At 73.8% G+C, this 19,950-nt stretch carries 10 protein-coding genes; 8 read left to right on the forward strand and 2 right to left on the reverse strand.

Translation table 11 applies throughout. The annotated features are described in order from the left end of the window. Positions 1–229: 229 nt before the first annotated feature. Positions 230–1,753 carry a helix-turn-helix transcriptional regulator gene (locus ACWGKT_RS41090; RefSeq protein WP_453277703.1) on the reverse strand — a complete coding sequence of 508 codons (1,524 nt, stop codon included), beginning with the start codon at positions 1,751–1,753 and terminating at the stop codon, positions 230–232. A gap of 202 nt (positions 1,754–1,955) precedes the next feature. Between ACWGKT_RS41090 and ACWGKT_RS41095 the strand changes: the two genes are divergently transcribed. Then, entirely contained in the window at positions 1,956–3,281 is a 1,326-nt protein-coding gene (locus ACWGKT_RS41095; RefSeq protein WP_453277704.1) for an MFS transporter, read from the forward strand. A 43-nt stretch (positions 3,282–3,324) separates the two neighbouring features. Here ACWGKT_RS41095 and ACWGKT_RS41100 read toward each other — a convergent pair whose 3' ends face one another. Beyond that, positions 3,325–4,389 carry an AIR synthase-related protein gene (locus tag ACWGKT_RS41100; RefSeq protein WP_453277705.1) on the reverse strand — a complete coding sequence of 355 codons (1,065 nt, stop codon included), beginning with the start codon at positions 4,387–4,389 and terminating at the stop codon, positions 3,325–3,327. Between the two features lie 229 nt (positions 4,390–4,618). Here ACWGKT_RS41100 and ACWGKT_RS41105 point away from each other — a divergent pair, with 229 nt between their 5' ends. The 7 genes from ACWGKT_RS41105 to ACWGKT_RS41135 all read left to right on the forward strand — a co-directional run. Further along, a complete protein-coding gene (locus tag ACWGKT_RS41105; protein WP_453277706.1) occupies positions 4,619–6,085 on the forward strand; it encodes an amidase in 1,467 nt (488 codons plus the stop codon). 115 nt (positions 6,086–6,200) lie between these two features. Continuing rightward, positions 6,201–7,022 (forward strand): thioesterase II family protein, encoded by an 822-nt coding sequence (locus ACWGKT_RS41110; protein ID WP_453277707.1) that lies wholly within the window; start codon positions 6,201–6,203, stop codon positions 7,020–7,022. Positions 7,023–7,136: 114 nt separating this feature from the next. After that, complete coding sequence (locus ACWGKT_RS41115) at positions 7,137–7,958, forward strand: hypothetical protein (RefSeq protein WP_453277708.1); 822 nt, start codon at positions 7,137–7,139, stop codon at positions 7,956–7,958. 7 nt (positions 7,959–7,965) lie between these two features. Continuing rightward, positions 7,966–9,771 carry an amino acid adenylation domain-containing protein gene (locus ACWGKT_RS41120; RefSeq protein ID WP_453277709.1) on the forward strand — a complete coding sequence of 602 codons (1,806 nt, stop codon included), beginning with the start codon at positions 7,966–7,968 and terminating at the stop codon, positions 9,769–9,771. Between the two features lie 33 nt (positions 9,772–9,804). Then, positions 9,805–10,836: a methyltransferase gene (locus tag ACWGKT_RS41125; protein ID WP_356150784.1), complete on the forward strand. Its 1,032-nt coding sequence runs from the start codon at positions 9,805–9,807 to the stop codon at positions 10,834–10,836. A 71-nt stretch (positions 10,837–10,907) separates the two neighbouring features. Next, entirely contained in the window at positions 10,908–11,159 is a 252-nt protein-coding gene (locus tag ACWGKT_RS41130; protein WP_235460686.1) for a phosphopantetheine-binding protein, read from the forward strand. Positions 11,160–11,215: 56 nt separating this feature from the next. Continuing rightward, on the forward strand, positions 11,216–19,950 hold an 8,735-nt coding region (locus ACWGKT_RS41135), incomplete at its 3' end, for an SDR family NAD(P)-dependent oxidoreductase (RefSeq protein ID WP_453277710.1).

Raw genomic sequence — 19,950 nt, forward strand, 5'->3', positions numbered from 1 at the left:
GTGGACGGCCCACGCCCACCAGGGTGCGGAGACGGCGGTGCCGGATGCCAGCCGGGAACGGTGGCAGCAAGTTGCACGGCAATTAGTTGGGGTCTCGGGCAAGCCCGCGGGCCAGCCGGGCTTTAGTGCCGCTCAGGTCCGCGCGGGCAGGGTGGTTGCGCGGCGCGGTCGCACCCGACACCCCCCTGTCACCGCGTGCCCGCGCCGGCAGCTGCCCCGCCCGGGGACGTCATCCCCCGCTGTCCCGGGCGGGGCCCGCGGCCCGGCCGACCCAATGGGCCACCTGGGCCCGTGAGGTGATGCCGAGCTTCTTGAAGATGCGGCTGAGATGCGTCTCGACGGTCTTCGGGCTGAGCTGGAGCCGGGCCGCGATCTGCTGGTTCGTACAGCCCTCGCTGACGAGCACCGCCACCTGGGCCTCGCGCCCGCTCAGCGCCTGCAGCGGCAGGTCCGCCGCGGGCGTCCGCTCGGGCTCGTCCGGGGGCGCGGGCCGCTCGTGCTCCCGCACCAGGCGCACCTCCCGCAGCCGGGCGGCCGCCCGGTCCCGCCACACCCCGCCCAGCGGGCGCGCCGCCCGCGCCGCCTTCTCCGCCGCGTGCAGGGCGGCCGCGCTGTCGTCCGCCGCCAGCCGTATCCGGGACAGGCACAGCGCCGCGTCCACGGCCAGCGGCACCCCGCCCGTGCGGCGCGCCGACTCGGCCGCCCGCTCGGCCCACTGACCGGCCGCCCTCAGGTCCTCGGCGGCCAGCCGCGCCCGGGCGAGCCCCAGTTCCAGCCGGCCCGCCACATGGTCCTGCGCCGACTCCCGGGCCCACACCAGCGCCTCCCCGAGCCGCCGCTCCGCCTCCCGCCTGCGCCCGGTGTAGAACAGCGCGTCGGCCAGCCGGTGCACCGCGTCGAGCCGCCGCAGCAGCACGTCCTCCCCGAGCGCGTCCACCGCCTGCGCCGCGGCGTCGGCCGCGTCGAGAGCCGCCCCGAACCGCCCGACGGCGGCGAAGGCGGCGGCCAGGAGACAACGGGCGTAGGCGGCGTCGACGTCGACGTCGGCCTGGTCGGGAGTGCCGCCCAGGGCCTCCACGGTTCGGTCGTCCCGGATGTGGTGGGTGAGGGGCTCGGGGGTGGTGTTCGGGAACTCTCGGCCTCGGTCGTGGCCGACGTGGCCGACGTGGTCGGCCGGCGGAGCGGGGGCGTCGACGCTCCGCCGGCCGGGGGCGGCGTACGCGACCTGCCGGTGCCCTTCGTGTTCGGCATGGTCGGTCACGGGCTCGAAGGCGTCCGCGGCGGTGCCCCTGGGCCGCTCGTCGCTGTCGGGCGCCCGGCGGTGGGTGACGGGCTCGCCCGGGACGACCTCCCGGGCGCAGTGGAGGGCCTGTTGGGCCCAGTGCTGGGCCGCGTGGCCGAGGGTCGGCTCGCCGCGGTCGAGGGACAGGGCGGCGCATTCCAGGGCCGTGGCGGTGGGGGCGGGCGGATGGTGTCGCAGGCTCCGCTCGGCCAGGTCCCAGCGGCCCAGCAGCCGCAGCGCCGCCGCCCGCACCGGCGCGTCCTGAATGGTCGGCGGTACGGACGCGGACGCCCGCAGCGCCGCCTCCGGGCGCCCGGCCAGCACCAGCGCCCGCGCCCGCAGCACGGCCGCCTCCGTGTCCTCGGGCGGCAGCAACCGCAGCAACGACGCGGCCGCGGCCGCCTCACGATGCAGCCCGCCCGCCGCGACCCGCAGCAGCGCGCGGGTGTCCAGGGCCTCCTCGGTACGCATCCCCGTCCCGCCCTCCCCCTTCGTCCCGGCTTCGTCCCGGCTTCGTCCCGGCTTCGTCCCGGTGCGTCCCACCGACCATCTCCCAGCCGCGTCCTTGATCCAAGCGCCCGCCCGTGTCCGGTAGTTGCACGACAGGAAGTCCCGGAAATGTGGGGTGAATCCCTGACTACTGCCGTGCTCCCGCGCCGGTCACGCTCGAACCATGGCTGTCGAATCGGAACTCGCCGCCCGCCCGGCGACCACACCCCCGGCCCCCGGCGCGAGCCGCGGGCTGCGCGCGGGGTACGCCTCCGGGGCCCTGGTCACCGGCGCCTTCAGCACGCTGCCGGGCCTCCTGCTGCTGCCGTACCTCACCGACACCCTCGGCGTCGGCGCGGCACTCGCCGGAACCGTGATCCTCGTACCCAAGGTGTGGAACGCCCTGCTGGGGCCCCTCGTCGGGCACGCCGGTGACCGCCGGCCCCGCCGCCGTACCCATCTGCTGGCCGGCGGTGTCGGCGTGGCCGCCGCGTTCGCCCTGATGTTCTCGGCACCGGGACCGGCCTCCGCCGGGGCCTGGTGGGCCGCGGCGGGCTTCTTCCTCGCCGCCACCGCGTACGCCTTCTTCCAGGTGCCCTACAACGCCCTGCCCGCCGAACTGACCGACCGGCCCGCCGACCGGGTCTCCCTCGTGGGCGGCCGCGTCGCCGTGATCGCCGTGTCCGCGCTGCTCACCGGGGCCGCGGGACCCGCGCTCGTCGACGCGGGCGGCGGGGGAGTGCCCGGCCACCGACTGGTCGGCCTGTTCGGCGCGTTGTGCGTGCTCGCCGGTACGGCCGGCGTCCTCATCGGCATCAAGGGCGCCCGCACGGGTGCCGCGACGCCCGCCGGCCCCGGCCTGCGCCGCCGGCTCGCCGTCGCCCGCCGCGTGGCGGGATTCCCGGCGCTGCTCACCGGGATCGTCGTCCAGTCCGTCGCCACCGGTGGACTGACCGCCGGGGCGCCCTACTTCAGTGAGCACATCCTCGGTGACAAGAACGCCACGGGCCTGCTGGTCGCCGCGTTCGTCGCGCCGAACCTGCTCACCGTGCGCGCCTGGACCCGGCTCGGCACCTGCGTCGGCCACCGCGCCGGATACCGGTGGGCCTGCGCGGTCTTCGCCACCGGCTGCCTGCTCCTGCTCGCCGCGCCCGTCCTGCCGCTGCCCCTCGTGCTGCTCCTGATGGCCCTCGCCGGCGCCGGGCACGCCGGTCAACTTCTCTTCCTCTACGCGCTGTTGCAGGAGTGCATCGCGGGCGAGGAACTGCGCGGGGCGGGGGTGTCGTCCGGGCTGTTCACCACCTGCGAGACGCTCGGCCTGGCGGTCGGCCCCTTCGTGTACGGCCTGATCCTCGCCCTCTTCGGCTACGTCTCCTCGGGCACCGGACACGCCGTCGCACAGTCCGCCACCGCCCACGCGGGCATCCTCGTCGGCATCGGTCCGGTTCCGGCCGTGGCCGCGTTGATCGCCGCCGCCGTACTGAACCGGGGCAGGCGCGCGAGGGACTGACCGACGGGAGGGGAGAGCCGGGGCGTCGGCGGCGGCTCGCCCCTCACAGCAAGCGCGCCGGAGCCCCGCCCTCTTCCGCCTCGTCGCGCAGCGGCGCCAAACCGCCGACCAGCGAGCGGACTTCGACCGCACCGCCCCAGCCGCCAGGACCGCCCGCGCCACCCGGACCGTTCACACCGTCGGCACCGTTCGTGGCGCCCACGACCTCACCGACCGCCGCCGCCAGCCGGCCGTTGCGGTGTCCCCGCAGCGCGGCCAGCGCCGCGGCCTGAGCCGCGGGGTCGACCACCAGGCACACGCAGCCGGCTCCGGCGGCGTACAACGGGTCGAGGCCCAGCACGTCGAACGCCTCCCGGGCTCCGTACGGCACCGGCAGCGCGGCCTCGTGGACCCGCAGCGCGCGGCCCGAGCCCGCCGCGAACTCCCGCAGCACCGCGGCCAGTCCGCCCTCGCCGACCGTCCCGGCCGCCCGCAGCGCGCCCGACGGCAGCGCCGTACGGACCGCCTCGACCAGCCCGCCGAGCGGGGCGACGTCGCTGGGCACGTGGTACTCGAAACCGAGTCCGGCGCGCAGCGACAGCACATGGACCGCATGGCTGCCCAGGGGCGCGGAGACCAGGATCCGGTCGCCGGGGCGCACGTCGGCGACGCTCAGCGGCGGACGCGTGAACGTCCCGAACCCCGTGGCCACGAAGGTGAGTCGGTCGGCCTCGCCGGCCCGCACCACCCGCGCGTCGACCGCCGCGACCCGCACCCCCGCCTCGCGCACCGCCTCCCGTACCGACGCGGCGGCGCGGTGCAGCAGCGCGGCCGGCAGCCCCGCCTCGACGACGGCGGCGAGCGTCAGCCGGCGCGGCTCGGCACCGGCGACGGCGAGCGCGTTGACGGCCGCGCACACGGCGAGCCGCCCGATGTCGCCGTTGCCGAAGAACGGCGGATCGACGACGGACGTCACGGTGCGCACGGCCAACGGACCCGGCTCCAGCACCGGTTCGGGGTCGTAGAGGTCGCCCAGGGCGGCGATGAGGACACGGGCCGGCGACGCGGCGCCGGCGTCGTCGCGCAGCGCCACCTGGCCGACGGGCAGGGGTACGTCGTCCCGCAGCAAGGAAATCCCCCCTTTCCGGACCCGGGAACGCGGCAGGGTCACCACCAGTCTGCGTCAGTCTGCTCCCGCCGCACCGCCACGGTAGCCCGGGAAACCACGGACAACCCGCAGGCAGGGGTGCGAATTCAGGGGTGCTAAGGGGTCCGGCAAGGGGGACTGCGCGGGCGTGCGCCCTCCCTAGGGTCGAAGACCCGGAACTCCCGGACAGCCCACGACCTACGGAGCGGCCATGGTGGACGTCAGCACGCGGCTGGAGCGGCAGCGGGCCGCCGCCGACCGCCTCGACGAGCGGCTCGGCGTGTTCGCGCGCCGCTTCGACACCCCCCGCGCGGAGGGCACCGAGGACGGCCCGCTGCGCGACGTCACCCTCGGCGTCAAGGACGTCTTCGCCACCCGCGAGGCGGTCCCCACCGCCCAGAGCAAGGTGCACGACGCCGACTGGCACCGCGGCCGCGACGCCGTCGCCGTACGCCGCCTGCGGGCCGCCGGAGCCGTACCGCTGGGCCTGACCACCGCCGCCGAACACGCCCTGGGCCGCCCCGACCCGGCCCTGCCCTTCGCCGTGCCGCGCAACCCCTGGGACATCGCCCGCTACCCCGGCGGCTCCAGCAGCGGCAGTGCCGCCGGTCTGGTGCACGGTCTGTTCGACGTCGGCCTCGGCACCGACACCGGCGGCAGCATCCGCATCCCCGCCGCGCTGTGCGGCGTCACCGGCATCAAGCCCACCCACGGTCTGGTCCCCACCGCCGGCTGCCTGCCCCTCGCCCCGAGCCTCGACACCGTCGGCACCCTGGCCCGTACCGTCCGCGACGCGGCCCGCGCCCTCGGGGTCGCCGCCGGCTGGGACACCCCCGAGCCGGCCTGGCGCACCGGCCTGGACGGGGTGCGCGTCGGGGTCCCCGACCGCGCCCTGGAGGAGTCCGGGCAGCTGTCCCCGGAGTGCCGCGAGGCCTTCGACACCGCCCTCGAACGGCTGCGGGACCAGGGGGCCAAGGTCGTCAGCGTCGAACTGCCGGAGCTGTACCCGCTGTTCGCCGCCCAGCTCATCACCCTCCTCGCCGAGGGCTTCGACCGGCACGGCGCCGGACTGCGTACCCGCTGGGACCAGTACGGGCGGCCGCTGCGGCGCACCCTCGTGCTCGGCGGCCTGATCCCCGCCTCCGTGTACGTCCACGCGCAGCGCGTACGGGCCTGGGGTGCGGCCGGACTGCGGGCCCGCCTCGACGGACTCGACGCCCTCGCCACCCCGACCTGGCCCGCCGGCGCGCCCCGCTACGACGATCCCGCGGGCCTGGCCGCCGTGTCCTGGCTGCCCAGCCTGTGGAGCGCCGTCGGGTTCCCGGCCGTCGCCCTGCCGATGGGCTTCGACACCGCGGGCCTGCCGCTGTCCCTGCAACTGGCCGCCGCCCCCGGCACCGACCGCGCCCTCCTCGCCGTCGCCGACGCCTACCAGCAGCACACCGACTGGCACCTGCGCGCACCCGCCCCGCTGCCCGCGACGCCGCCGACCCCCGTCGTCCTGCCGCAGGGCGCCGCCTCCGACACGGAGGCCCAGCGGCTGCTGGGCGCGGCGCTCCAACGGGCCGGCGTGCCCGTCCCCGAGGCCGAATTCGCCGAGTTCGCCGGGCAGTGGCAGCTCACCGAGATGCTCTTCGGTTTCCTGCCGGAACTCCCCGAACCCGCACCCGAGCTGTGACCACCGACGAACACCCACGAGCGCCCACGAGCACCGACGACAAACCGACGAGCACCGAGCACCGACGAGCACCGACGAGAACCGACGAGAACCGACGAGAACTGAGGTCCTCCTCATGACGACGCAGAACAGCACGCTGCGGACAGCCGCGCACACCGCCGTACCGACCGCCGCGCCGAACCCGGAGGAAAGCGCCTGGATTCGCCGCTACCACCCCGCCGTCGCCGATGCGCCACGCCTCGTCTGCTTTCCGCACGCGGGCGGTTCGGCGAGTTTCTATTTTCCCGTCGCCAAGGAGCTGACCCCCGCCATCGACGTCCTGGTCGTGCAATATCCGGGGCGCCAGGAACGTCGTAGGGAACCCCTGGTCGACAATGTTCCCGAACTCGCCGACCGCGCCTTCGAGGAACTGCGCCACTACGCCGACCGGCCGCTGTACCTGTTCGGCCACAGCATGGGCGCCACCGTCGCCTTCGAGATCGCCCGCCGCTTCAAGGCCGCCGGAATCCCGGCCCCGGAGCGGCTGTTCGCCTCCGCCCGCCGGGCGCCCTCCCGCACCCGCGCCGAGCGCGTCCACACCCGCGACGACGAGGGCGTCATCAAGGAGCTCCGCAAGCTCAGCGGCACCGACGACCGGGTCCTGGGCAACGAGGAGATCATGCGGCTCGCGCTGCCCGCGATCCGCAACGACTACAAGGCCGTGGAGACCTACCGCGTCGACCGCGGGGTGAGCGTCGACTGCCCCATCACCGTCCTGATCGGCGACACCGACCCCAACACCACCCTCGACGAGGTCGACGCCTGGGCGGACCACACGACCGCCGGCCACGAGCTGCAGTCCTTTTCCGGCGGGCATTTCTACCTCGCCGACCGGCAGCGCGAGGTGCTCGACGCCATCACCACGCGGATAAGCGCCACGGCCACGATCCGAGGTTAGGGGTGCCCCCGCCCACGGTAGGGGTCCGCAACGCCACCACCCGCATCTAGCGTGAAGTTCACCGCTGCCACGAATTGTCTTTCCGTGGCCCGAGGACAGGAATAGGGAATAGCCGTGAGTCGAATAGCGTGGAAGACGCTGAGCAGCGGGGAGAGCGAAAGTCTCCTGCTGGCGGTCGACTTCGCCGCGGGAAGCCGCGCGCCGGCCCAATTCGCCGACCTCGCCCCGCTCCTCGATCCGCCGCTCACCCTGTGGGCGAGCCGGCCCCCGGGCCCCGACGACCAGGTCCCGCCCACCGGGAACGCCTACCTCGACTGGTGGCTGGGCGAGGTCCGCGCCTCGGGCGCCCCCGTGGAGGCGGTCCTCGGCTACTGCGCCGGCGGCGTCTTCGCCGCGGCCCTCGCCGAGCGCATCGCCGACTGGCAACCCGCCCCCCGGCTCATCCTGCTCGACCCCGAACTCCCCTCGACCAGCGGCCTGTACGACGACTTCCACACCGCCGGCGACTCCCTCGGCGCGCTGCTCACCCCCGCCGAACTCGACGCCTTCCACGCCCGCGGCGAGGCCCTGAAGGCCCAGTACGGCGACGACCAACTGCCCGTCGCCGGACGGGAACTCGCCGACACCTTCACCGCCGCCGTGGCCGCCGCCGCGGACCGGCTCGACCTCGACGAGGACATCCGCGACGAGCTCTCCGGCGCCTTCGTCTCCCTCGTCTCCTACCTCACCGCCGCCACCACCCTCAGCCCGCTGCCCGCCTGGACCACCGCCACCGCCCTCACCACGACCGCCCCGGACCACCCGATCGGCGACGAACACCGGGTCCCCGTCGCCCACGACGACCTCCTGCGCTCCACCGCCACCGCACACGCACTGCAGCGGCTGCTGGCCGACCGCCCCGTCGGCGCGACCGGCGCCACCGGCACGGCCGGGTGACCGCACCATGACGACGACCACGCCGAGCACGCCGGCTGTGACGATCACGCCGGCCCCCGTCAGTAACCCGACGCCCGCCACCCCCCACGGCGAGACCGCCCTGCTTCCCGAACTCCTCGCCGAGCAGGCCCGCCGTACCCCCGACGCCCTCGCGCTCGTCGAGGGCGGCACCGCCGTCACGTATCGCGAACTCGCCCAGCGCTCGGCGCGGTTGGCGCACCACCTGATCTCCCTAGGGCTCGGTCCCGAAGACATCGTCGCCGTCGGCATGCGGCGCGGCGCGGAACTCGTCACCGCCTTCCTCGCCGTACTCAAGGCCGGGGCCGTCTATCTGCCGCTCGACCTGCAGAACCCGGCGCAGCGCCTCGCCCTCATGACCGAGGACGCCCGTCCGGCCGCCCTGCTCACCCACACCGGCAGCGGCGCCCCGGCCGGCTCCGCGGTCACCGTCCTCCTCGACGAGGACGCCACCCGCGCCCGGATCGCGGCGGCCCCCAGTACGGACCCGACCGACTCCGAGCGGGTACGGCCGCTGCACCCCGACCACCCGGCCTACATCATCTACACCTCCGGCTCCACCGGCCGCCCCAAGGGCGTCGTCGTCACCCACCGGCCGCTGGCCGCCTACCTCGACTACGCCCGCGGCACCTACCCGAGCGCCGCCCGTACCACGCTGCTGCACTCCTCCGTGGCCTTCGACATGACGGTCACCACCCTGTACGCGCCCCTCACCAGCGGCGGCACCATCCGTATCGGCTCGCTGGAGGAGCCGGGCCCGAGCCCCGCCCTCCTCAAGGTCACCCCGTCCCACATGGCGCTGCTCGCCACGCTGCCGCCCGAGGCGTCGCCCACCGAGCAGCTCGTCGTCGGCGGCGAACTGCTGCTCTCCGAGACCGTCGACGCCTTCCGCGCCCGTCACCCGCGGGTCACCGTCCTCAACGAGTACGGTCCCACCGAGGCCACCGTCGGCTGCTGCGTGCACGCCGTCCGCCCCGGCGACGCCCTGCCGTCCGGCGCCGTCGCCATCGGCCGGCCCACCTGGACCAGTGAACTGCGCGTCCTGGACGAGCGGTTGCGCCCCACCGACGACGGCGAGCTGTACATCGCGGGCGGCCAGCTGGCCCGCGGCTACCTGCGCCGCCCCGCCCTCACCGCCGAACGCTTCGTCGCCGACCCCTACGGCCCGCCCGGCACCCGCATGTACCGCACCGGCGACCGCGTGCGCCGCGCCCCCGACGGCACCCTGTCCTTCCTCGGCCGGCTCGACGGCCAGGTCAAGATCCGCGGCTACCGCGTCGAACTCGGCGAGATCGAGTCGGCCCTGCTGCGCCACCCCGCCGTCTCCCGCACCGCCGTCACCGTCCACCGGACCGGCACCGGCGACACCCACCTCGTCGCCTACGTCGTCCCGGCCGACGCGCCCGCGCCCGCCGGTGACGCACTGAAGGCGCACCTGGCCGACACCCTGCCCGACTACATGGTGCCCAGCGCCTTCCTCACCCTCGACACCCTGCCCCTGAACGCCAACGGCAAGCTGGAGACGGACCGCCTCCCGGCCCCCGACTTCGCCGCCGTCACCACGTACCAGGCGCCCGAAACCCCCGAACAGGCCCTGCTGTGCGACCTGTTCGCCGCCTTCTCCGGCGCCGCCAAGGCCGGACTGGACGACGACTTCTTCGCCCTGGGCGGCACCAGCCTGGGCGCCGCCCAGGTCGCCAACAAGGCCCGCAGGCAAGGCATCCGCATCGGCCTCCAGGACATCGCCGACCACCGCACGGTGCGCCGCCTGAGCGCGGCACTGTCCTCGCACTGACCCACACCACAAGCACCAGGAATTGGAGACACGATGGAGCTGCTGCAGCTCGCCGGCATGGGCTGGATCTCCCGGTCCCTCAGCGTGGCCGCCCGGCTCGGCATCGCCGACCACCTCGCCGACGGCCCCAAGTCGCCCGCCGAACTGGCCGAGTTGACCGACGCCAACCCGGACGGCGTGCTCTACCTGCTGCGCGTCCTGGGCATCGTCGGCGTCTTCCGCGAGCGCGAGGACGGCACCTTCGAGCAGACCGAGACCTCGGAGCGGATGCGCGACGACCACCCGCAGTCCATGCGCTACTGGTGCGTCCTGGGCGGCGAGATGTACTACGACGTCTGGCGCGACCTGCTCACCACCGTCAAGAGCGGCAAGCCCGCCTCCCGCTCCGAGTACGGCGAGTCCATTTACTCCTACATGGACAAGGACACCGACGCCGGCGAGGTCTACGACAAGGCCATGGCCGACATCACCCGGCCCGCCGCCGCCGAACTCGCCCGCGACTTCGACTTCTCCCGCATCTCCAAGGTCATCGACGTCGGCGGCGGCAGCGGCCACCTCCTCAAGGGCATCCTCGCCGCCCACCCGGACATCCACGGCACCGTCGCCGAGCGCGGCGACGTCGCCAAGCGTGGCGCCCAGCTCCTCGACGAGTCCGGCGACCAGGACCTGATCCGCCGCCTCTCCTTCGCCGAGGCCGACTTCTTCGAGGAGGTCCCGAGCGGCGCCGACGCCTACTTCCTCAAGAACGTCCTGCACAACTGGAGCCCCGAGAGCAGCACCCGCATCCTGCAGACGGTCCAGCGCGCCATGGCCCGCACCGTCGAGGAGTCCGAGGGCCTCGCCGCCGAACCCGTCCTCTTCGTCATCGAGCCGCTCCTCGGCCACGACAACGCCTCCGCCATCCGCTCGCTGTTCCAGATGGTGGTCTGCGAGGAGGGCACGCGCATCCGGTCCGAGGAGGACATGCGCAAGCAGGCCGAGGGGGCCGGCCTCCAGGTCCGGTCGATCCGCAATCTCTCGACCGAACACAGCGTCGTCGAGTGCGTCCTCGCGGCCCGCGACTGACCCGCCGCCCCGCCGACGGGACAGCCTCCCGACCCGCCCGCACACCCGCCTCCAGAGAGGACCAACACGCCATGTGGGACGACCAGTTCGAGGGCCTCATCCGCCCCCACCTCGGCTTCCTCCCCGAGGACGCCCCCTTCACCAAGGATCTCGACCTGCGCGACGCCGGCCTCGACTCGCTCGGCATCGTCGACCTGCTGATCGAGATCGAGAACGCCTACGACGTCAAGTTCACCGACGACGCGCTGTCCATGGAGACGTTCAGCACTCCGGACGCGCTCTGGCGCACGCTCTCCGGCCTGCGCGCAGCGGCCGTGAACTGACCCACCCCCACTCCTCCTTCCTCCCTCCCGCTCCTCTCCTACAGGTGGACGACCGCATGTCGAATGAGTCGAACGAACAGAAGCTCCTCGACTACCTCAAGAGGGCCACGACCGAACTGCGCGACACCCGCAGGCGGTTGCGCGAGGAGGAGGAGAAGCAGTACGAGCCGATCGCCATCGTCGGCATGGCCTGCCGCTACCCCGGCGGCGTGACCTCCCCCGAGGACCTGTGGGGTCTGCTCGCCGCGGGCGGCGACGCCATCACCCCCTTCCCCACGGACCGCGGCTGGGACGTGGCGGGCCTGTACGACCCCGACCCCGACGCCCCCGGCAAGACGTACTCCGTCGAGGGCGGCTTCCTGGAGGGGGCGGCGGACTTCGACGCGGACTTCTTCGGGATCAGTCCGCGTGAGGCGGTGGCGACGGACCCGCAGCAGCGGGTGCTGCTGGAGACGTCGTGGGAGGCGTTCGAGCGGGCGGGCATCGACCCGGCGTCCCTGCGCGGCAGCTCCACCGGCGTCTTCGCCGGCGTGATGTACCACGACTACGGCGCCCACCTCCAGGACGTCCCCCAGGACATCTCCCCCTTCCTCGGCAACGGCAGCGCCGCCAGCGTCGTCTCGGGCCGGGTCTCGTACACGCTGGGTCTTGAGGGTCCGGCGGTGACCGTGGACACGGCGTGCTCGTCGTCGCTGGTGGCCGTTCATCTGGCGGCGCAGGCGCTGCGCGCCGGTGAGTGCTCGCTGGCGTTGGCCGGTGGTGTGACGGTGATGTCGACGCCGGACACGTTCGTGGACTTCAGCCGGCAGCGGGGTCTCGCTGCGGACGGCCGGTGCAAGCCGTTCGCCCAGGCCGCCGACGGCACCGGTTGGGGCGAGGGTGTCGGCGTCCTGGTCCTGGAGCGGCTCTCGGACGCCCGCCGCAACGGGCACCAGGTCCTCGCGGTCGTGCGCGGCTCGGCGATCAACCAGGACGGCGCGAGCAGCCAGCTCACGGCACCGAACGGACCCTCCCAACAGCGGGTCATCCGCCAGGCCCTGGCCTCCGCACGCCTGACCGCACAGCAGGTCGACGTGGTGGAGGCGCACGGCACGGGAACCCGGTTGGGCGACCCGATCGAGGCCCAGGCGCTGCTGGCGACCTACGGCCAGGACCGTGCCACGGACGAGCCCCTGTGGCTGGGCTCGATCAAGTCGAACCTGGGCCACACGCAGGCCGCCGCGGGCGTCGCCGGGATCATCAAGATGGTCCTCGCCCTGCGCAACGAGGAACTGCCGCAGACCTTGCACGTGGACGCGCCGTCGTCGCACGTGGACTGGTCGGCGGGTGCGGTGGAGCTGCTGACCGAGGCCCGGCCCTGGCTCGCCGGGGAGCGGACCCGGCGTGCCGGTGTCTCCTCCTTCGGGATCAGTGGCACCAACGCGCATGTGATCGTGGAGGAGGCTCCGGCCGAGCAGCCCGCGGAGGCGGTGGACACGGCGGCCGGGCTGCCCGTGGTGCCGTGGATCGTCTCCGGCAAGACCGCCGAGGCGGTGCGGGGACAGGCGGCACGACTGCTCGGCTTCGCCGTGGCCCGGCCGGACCTGGACCCGGCGGATGTGGGCCACTCGCTCGCCACGAAGCGGTCGTCGTTCGGGTACCGGGCCGCGGTGGCGGCCGGGGACCGGGACGGGCTGCTGGCCGGGCTGGAGGCCATCGCCGGTGGGGCGGTGACGCCGTCGACCGCTGGTGGGTCGGTCGCGTTCCTGTTCACGGGGCAGGGGAGCCAGCGGGCCGGGATGGGGCGGGAGTTGTACGAGGCCTTCCCCGTCTTCGCAGCGGCGCTCGACGACGTGTGCGCGGCCCTCGACCAACACCTTGAACGGCCCCTGAAGGACGTCATGTTCGGCGGGGAAGGGCTGGACGAGACCGGATACACCCAGCCCGCTCTGTTCGCTCTGGAAGTCGCCCTCTTCCGGCTCTTGGAGGCCTGGGGCGTGCGGCCGGACGCGCTGGCCGGGCACTCGATCGGTGAGCTGGCGGCAGCCCATGTGGCCGGGCTGTGGTCCCTGCAAGACGCGGCGCTGATCGTGTCGGCGCGCGGCCGGCTGATGCAGCAGCTTCCGGCCGGGGGCGCGATGGCCGCCGTACAGGCGACCGAGGACGAGGTCCTGCCGGTCCTTCCGGAGGGCACCGGTGTCGCCGCGGTCAACGGGCCGGTGTCGGTGGTCGTCTCCGGACCGGTGGACGGCGTCGAGCAGGTCGTGGCGCACTTCTCCGAAGCGGGCCGGAAGACGAAGAAGCTCACGGTCAGCCATGCCTTCCACTCGCCGCTGATGGAGCCGATGCTCGCGGAGTTCGAGCAGATCGCCGCCCAACTCACCTACAGCGAGACCGCGATACCGATCGTCTCCACCCTCACGGGTGCGCAGGTGTCGTACGAGGACCTGTCCGACCCCTCCTACTGGGTCCGCCACGTCCGCCAGGCCGTCCGCTTCGCCGAAGCCGTCGCCACCCTCGACGGGCGGGGAGTGCGTACGTTCGTGGAGCTGGGGCCGGATGCCGTGCTGACGGCGATGGCCGCGGACACGGGTACGGAGGCGACGCTCGTCGCGGGTCTGCGCCGGGACCGTTCCGAGGCGCAGGCCCTGGTCGAGGCGCTCACCCGCCTTCCGGTCGTCGACTGGACGGCCTTCTTCGGACCCGGTCGGCTCCCCGTCGACCTGCCCACCTACGCCTTCCAGCACCAGCCGTACTGGCTCGACGCCTACGCCGGTGCGGCCCGGGGCGATGTCGCGGGCGCCGGTCAGACGGATGCCGAGCACGCGTTGCTGAGCGCGGCGGTGGAACTGCCCGATTCCGAGGGCGTGTTGTTCACCGGTCGGCTGTCACCGGCCGCCCAGCCGTGGCTGGCCGAGCACGCGGTGCGCGGGACGGTCATCGTGCCCGGCGCCGCGCTGGTGGAGATCGCCGTACGGGCCGGGGACCAGGTCGGCTGCGGAACCGTCCGTGACCTGACCCTGCACGCCCCGCTCGTGCTGCCCGCCGACCGGGCGGTGGCCCTGCGCGTGCGCGTCGGCGAGGGCGAGGAACCCGCCGTCACCGTCCACTCCCGCCCGGAGGGCGAGGACGGGACCTGGACGCTGCACGCCGAGGGTTCCCTGTCGGCCGAGCCCGCCGAGCCGGCCGCGGACCTGACGGCCTGGCCGCCGGCCGATGCCGAGGCCGTGGACGTCACGAACCTGTACGACGACCTGGCCGCCGTGGGCCTGGAGTACGGGCCGCTGTTCCAGGGCGTCTCGGCCGCCTGGCGTTCCGGCGACGGAGCCGTCCACGCCGAGGTCGCCCTGCCCGAGGGCACCGACACGGACGGCTTCGGCATCCACCCCGCTCTCCTCGACGCCGTCCTGCACGCCATCACCGTGGCGCAGGAGGCCGACTCGGCGGCCCAGCTGCCGTTCTCCTGGTCGGACGTGACCCTGCACGCCTCCGGCGCCTCGGCGCTGCGGGTACGCATCACGGAGTCGACCTCGGGCTACCGGCTCGACCTCGCCGACCCTGCCGGGGCGCCGGTGGCCACCGTCGGCGCGCTGGCGCTGCGCCCGGTCGCGGCGACGGAGACGGAGACGAGCGCCGTCCGCGACCTGTACCGGGTCGACTGGGTCCCGGTTACGGCGCAGGCCACCGAGCCCTCTGAGTCGTACACGATCCTGCGCGCGGCCACGGCCACCGAGCTGCTCCCGCAGCTCCAGGCCCACCTCGACGGCGAGCGGCCCCTGCTCGTCCACACGCACGAGGCCGCCACCGACCCGGAGCAGTCCGCCGTCCGCGGCCTGACCCGCGCCGCCCAGGCCGAACACCCCGACCGGATCGTCCTCCTCGACGCCCTGGACATCCCCGAGCACATCCCGGTCGGCGAACCCGAACTCTTCTACGAAGAGGGCGAGTTCCAGGCGCCCCGCCTGGCACGCGCTCGCGAGGCAGCCGCACCGGCGGAAGCCGCATGGACCACGTCGGGCACCGTGCTGGTGACCGGCGGCACCGGCGGTCTCGGCGCGCTCACCGCGCGCCACCTCGTCGCCGTCCACGGTGTCCGCAGCGTCCTGCTCACGAGCCGACGCGGCGCCGACGCCCCCGGGACGCAGGAACTCGCCGCAGAACTGGGGGCGTTGGGTGCGGACGACGTGCGCCTCGAAGCCTGTGACGTCTCCGACCGAGCGGCGCTGGCACGGCTGTTCGACGCCCACCCCGAGATCACGGCGGTCGTCCACACCGCGGGCGTTCTCGACGACTCGACGGTCGAGTCGCTGACGCCGGAGCGTCTGGCGTCGGTGTGGGCGCCCAAGGCGCTGGCGGCCCGGCATCTGCACGAGCTGACGGCCGGCCGCGACCTCGACGCGTTCGTCCTCTACTCCTCCAGCGCCGCCACCTTCGACGGCACCGGACAGGCCAACTACGCCGCGGCCAACTCGTACTTGGACGCCCTCGCCGCGCTGCGGCAGGCCCAGGGACTGCCGGGCGTCTCGCTCGCCTGGGGCCTGTGGGCGCCGGAGGTCGGCGGCATGGGCGCCGAGCTGACCGCCGCCGACCTGGACCGGATGGCACGGGTCGGGGTCCTGCCTCTCGACGAGGAACGGGGCCTCGCCCTGCTCGACGCGGCGCTCTCCGGCACGTATGCCCCGTCCGCACATCTGCTCCCCGTGGTCATGGACTCCCGAGCTCTGGAACAGCGGGCCAGGCGCGGTGAGCTGCCCCGTGTGCTGCACGGCCTCGTCCGGCCCGCGGCTGTCCGCAGGGCCGTCGCGAGCGGCGCGCAGGCCACGGCCGGGGGCCTTGCGGCCCGGCTGCAACGGCTGCCGGCCGGCGAGCGCGCCCGCGTGCTGCTCGATCTCGTACGCCGCCATGTCGCGTCCGTCCTCGGATTCGGCGGCGCTGGTGACGTCGCGCCCGAAAAGCCCTTCAAGGAGTTCGGTTTCGACTCCCTCACGGCGGTGGAGTTCCGCAACGGACTCGGCGCCGAAGCCGGCCTGCGGCTGCCCGCCACGCTCGTCTTCGACCACCCGACGCCGAGTGCGGTCGCCGACTTCCTCCAGACCGAACTCGTTGGCGCCGAGGAGCCCTCGGAGGGTGAGTCGCGGGTCGAGCGGCGGGGCGTGGCGGTGACGGACGACCCGGTCGTGATCGTCGGCATGGCGTGCCGTTACCCGGGTGGGGTGGCCTCGCCGGAGGACCTGTGGGGTCTGCTGGCCGCCGGTGGCGACGCGGTCTCCGAGTTCCCGTCCGACCGTGGCCCGTTGTGGCAGGAGTCGTACGACCCCGACCCGGAGGCCGTCGGCAAGACGTACACCCGGCACGGCGGATTCCTCGGCCAGGCCGCCGAGTTCGACCCGGGGTTCTTCGGCATCAGCCCGCGTGAGGCGCTGGCCATGGACCCGCAGCACCGCTTGCTGCTGGAGACGTCGTGGGAGGCGTTCGAGCGCGCGGGCATCGACCCGGCCACCGCGCGCGGCAGCGCCACCGGTGTCTTCACGGGGGTCATGTACCACGACTACGCCACCGTCCTGGAACGCTCCGCCCACCACGACACCGAGGGCTTCATGGGCGTCGGCGGCAGCATCGCCTCCGGCCGTGTGTCGTACGCGCTGGGTCTTGAGGGTCCGGCGGTGACGGTGGACACGGCGTGTTCGTCGTCGCTGGTGGCGGTGCATCTGGCGGCGCAGGCGCTGCGCGCCGGTGAGTGCTCGCTGGCGTTGGCCGGTGGTGTGACGGTGATGTCGACGCCGGACACGTTCGTGGACTTCAGCCGGCAGCGGGGTCTCGCTGCGGACGGGCGATGCAAGCCGTTCGCCCAGGCCGCCGACGGCACCGGCTGGGGTGAGGGCGTCGGCGTCCTGGTCCTGGAGCGGCTCTCGGACGCCCGCCGCAACGGGCACCAGGTGCTGGCGGTGGTACGGGGTTCGGCCGTCAACCAGGACGGCGCGAGCAACGGTCTCACCGCTCCCAACGGTCCGGCTCAGCAGCGTGTGATCAAACAGGCTCTCGCCGCGGCCGAGTTGACTCCGCAGCAGGTCGATGTGGTGGAGGCGCATGGTACGGGAACCAGGTTGGGTGACCCGATCGAGGCGCAGGCGCTGCTGGCCACGTACGGCCAGGACCGTGCCGAGGACGCTCCGCTGTGGCTGGGGTCGATCAAGTCGAACCTGGGCCACACGCAGGCCGCCGCGGGCGTCGCCGGGATCATCAAGATGGTGCTGGCGATGCGGCACGAGGAGCTGCCGCGGACCCTGCACGTGGACGCGCCGTCGTCGCACGTGGACTGGTCGGCGGGTGCGGTGGAGCTGCTGACCGAGGCCCGGCCCTGGCAGGCGGGGGAGCGGACCCGGCGTGCCGGTGTCTCCTCCTTCGGCATCAGTGGCACCAACGCCCACGTGATCGTGGAGGAGGCTCCGGCCGAGCAGCCCGCGGAAGCCGTGGCAGCGTCCTGGCTGCCGGTCGTGCCGTGGATCGTCTCCGGCAAGACCGCCGAGGCCACGTGCGAGCAGGCCGTACGCCTTCTCGAACTCGTCGGTCGAGAGACCGGCGCGGACCCGGTGGACATCGCCCATTCGCTGGCCACGCGGCGGTCGTCGTTCGCGTACCGGGCAGCGGTGGTGGCGGGGGACCCGGACGGGTTGCTTGCCGGGCTGGAGGCCATTGCCGGCGGGAGCGTGACGCCGACGGCTGTGGGTGGTTCGCTGGCGTTCCTGTTCACGGGGCAGGGGAGCCAGCGGGCCGGGATGGGGCGGGAGCTGTACGAGGCCTTCCCCCTGTTCGCGGCTGCGCTGGACGAGGTGTGTGCGGCTCTGGATGCGCATCTCGAACGGCCCCTGAAGGACGTCATGTTCGGCGGGGAGGGGCTGGACGAGACGGGTTACACCCAGCCTGCCCTCTTCGCTCTCGAAGTCGCCCTGTTCCGGCTGTTGGAGGCCTGGGGTGTGCGCGCGGACGTGCTGGCCGGGCACTCCATCGGTGAGCTGGCCGCCGCGCATGTCGCCGGGCTGTGGTCGCTCGCGGATGCGGCGACCCTGGTGGCCGCCCGCGGCCGGCTGATGCAGCAGTTGCCCGCCGGGGGCGCGATGGCCGCCATCCAGGCGACCGAGGACGAGGTCCTGCCGGTCCTTCCGGAGGGCACCGGTGTCGCCGCGGTCAACGGGCCGGTGTCGGTGGTCGTCTCCGGACCGGTGGACGGTGTCGAGCAGGTCGTGGCGCACTTCTCCGAAGCGGGCCGGAAGACGAAGAAGCTCACGGTCAGCCATGCCTTCCACTCGCCGCTGATGGAGCCGATGCTCGCGGAGTTCGAGCAGATCGCCGCCCAACTCACCTACAGCGAGACCGCGATACCGATCGTCTCCACCCTCACGGGTGCGCAGGTGTCGTACGAGGACCTGTCCGACCCCTCCTACTGGGTCCGCCACGTCCGCCAGGCCGTCCGCTTCGCCGAAGCCGTCGCCACCCTCGACGGGCAGGGCATCGGCACGTTCCTGGAGCTCGGGCCGGACGCCGTGCTCACCGCGATGGCGGCGGACACGGGCACCGAAGCCTCACTCGTCGCGGGGCTGCGCCGGGACCGTTCCGAGGCGCAGGCCCTGGTCGAGGCGCTCACCCGCCTTCCGGTCGTCGACTGGGCCGCCTACTTCGGCCCCGGCTGGAACGCTGTCGAGCTGCCGACCTATGCCTTCCAGCACGAGACCTACTGGCCCGCGCCCTCGACACTCGACGCGGGTGACGTCCAGGCCGCGGGGATCGACACGGCCGGCCACCCGCTGCTAAGTGCGACCGTGGAACTCCCCGATTCGGAAGGGGCGTTGTTCACCGGTCGGCTGTCCCTGGCCACGCATCCGTGGCTGGCGGAGCACGCGGTGAACGACACGGTCATCGTGCCCGGTGCCGCCCTGGTCGAGATCGCCGTACGGGCCGGTGACCAGGTCGGCACGGTGACCGTCCGCGATCTGACCCTGCACGCCCCGTTGGTCCTGTCCGAGACCGGCGCCGTCGCCCTGCGCGTCCGTGTCGGCGAGGGCGAGGAGCCCGCCGTCACCGTCCACTCCCGCCCCGACGGCGAGGACGGGGCCTGGACCCTGCACGCCGAGGGCTCTTTGACGGCCGATGCCGTCGAGCCCGCCGCCGACCTCACCGTCTGGCCCCCGGCCGGCGCCGAACCGGTCGACACCAGCGCCCTTTACGGCGACCTGGCCGCGATGGGCCTGGAGTACGGTCCCCTCTTTCAGGGAGTCGCGGCTGCCTGGCGTTCCGGCGACGGAGCCGTCTACGCCGAGGTCGCCCTGCCCGAGGGCACCGACACGGACGGCTTCGGCATCCACCCGGCCCTCCTCGACGCCTCCCTGCACGCCATCGGCCTGTTGGACAGCGAGAGCGGTTCCCAGGCGGAGCTGCCGTTCTCCTGGTCGGACATCACGCTGCACGCGTCCGGGGCCTCGGCCCTGCGGGTGCGCATCACGAAGGAGGGCGCCGGCCATCGGCTGGAGCTGGCCGATCCCACGGGTACTCCGGTGGCGACGGTCGGTGCGCTGGCCCTGCGTCCACTGGTGGTGGAGGCGAGTGCCGTGCGTGACCTGTACCGGGTCGACTGGACTCCGGTCACCGCTCAGGCCACCGAGCCCACCGCCGCGTACACGATCCTGCACGCGGTCACGGCCGCCGAGCTGCTCCCGCAGCTGCAGGCCCACCTCGACGGCGAACAGCCTCTCCTCGTCCACACCCGCCACGCGGCCACCGACCCGGACCAGTCCGCCATCCGCGGCCTGACCCGCGC

Source organism: Streptomyces sp. NPDC054794 (genome assembly GCF_053611585.1).

Coding starts and splice junctions, on each gene's coding strand:
- ACWGKT_RS41095 (WP_453277704.1), top strand. CDS start 1,956: ATGGCTGTCGAATCGGAACTCGCCGCCCGCCCGGCGACCACACCCCCG.
- ACWGKT_RS41125 (WP_356150784.1), top strand. CDS start 9,805: ATGGAGCTGCTGCAGCTCGCCGGCATGGGCTGGATCTCCCGGTCCCTC.
- ACWGKT_RS41120 (WP_453277709.1), top strand. CDS start 7,966: ATGACGACGACCACGCCGAGCACGCCGGCTGTGACGATCACGCCGGCC.
- ACWGKT_RS41105 (WP_453277706.1), top strand. CDS start 4,619: ATGGTGGACGTCAGCACGCGGCTGGAGCGGCAGCGGGCCGCCGCCGAC.
- ACWGKT_RS41130 (WP_235460686.1), top strand. CDS start 10,908: ATGTGGGACGACCAGTTCGAGGGCCTCATCCGCCCCCACCTCGGCTTC.
- ACWGKT_RS41110 (WP_453277707.1), top strand. CDS start 6,201: ATGACGACGCAGAACAGCACGCTGCGGACAGCCGCGCACACCGCCGTA.
- ACWGKT_RS41090 (WP_453277703.1), bottom strand. CDS start 1,753: ATGCGTACCGAGGAGGCCCTGGACACCCGCGCGCTGCTGCGGGTCGCG.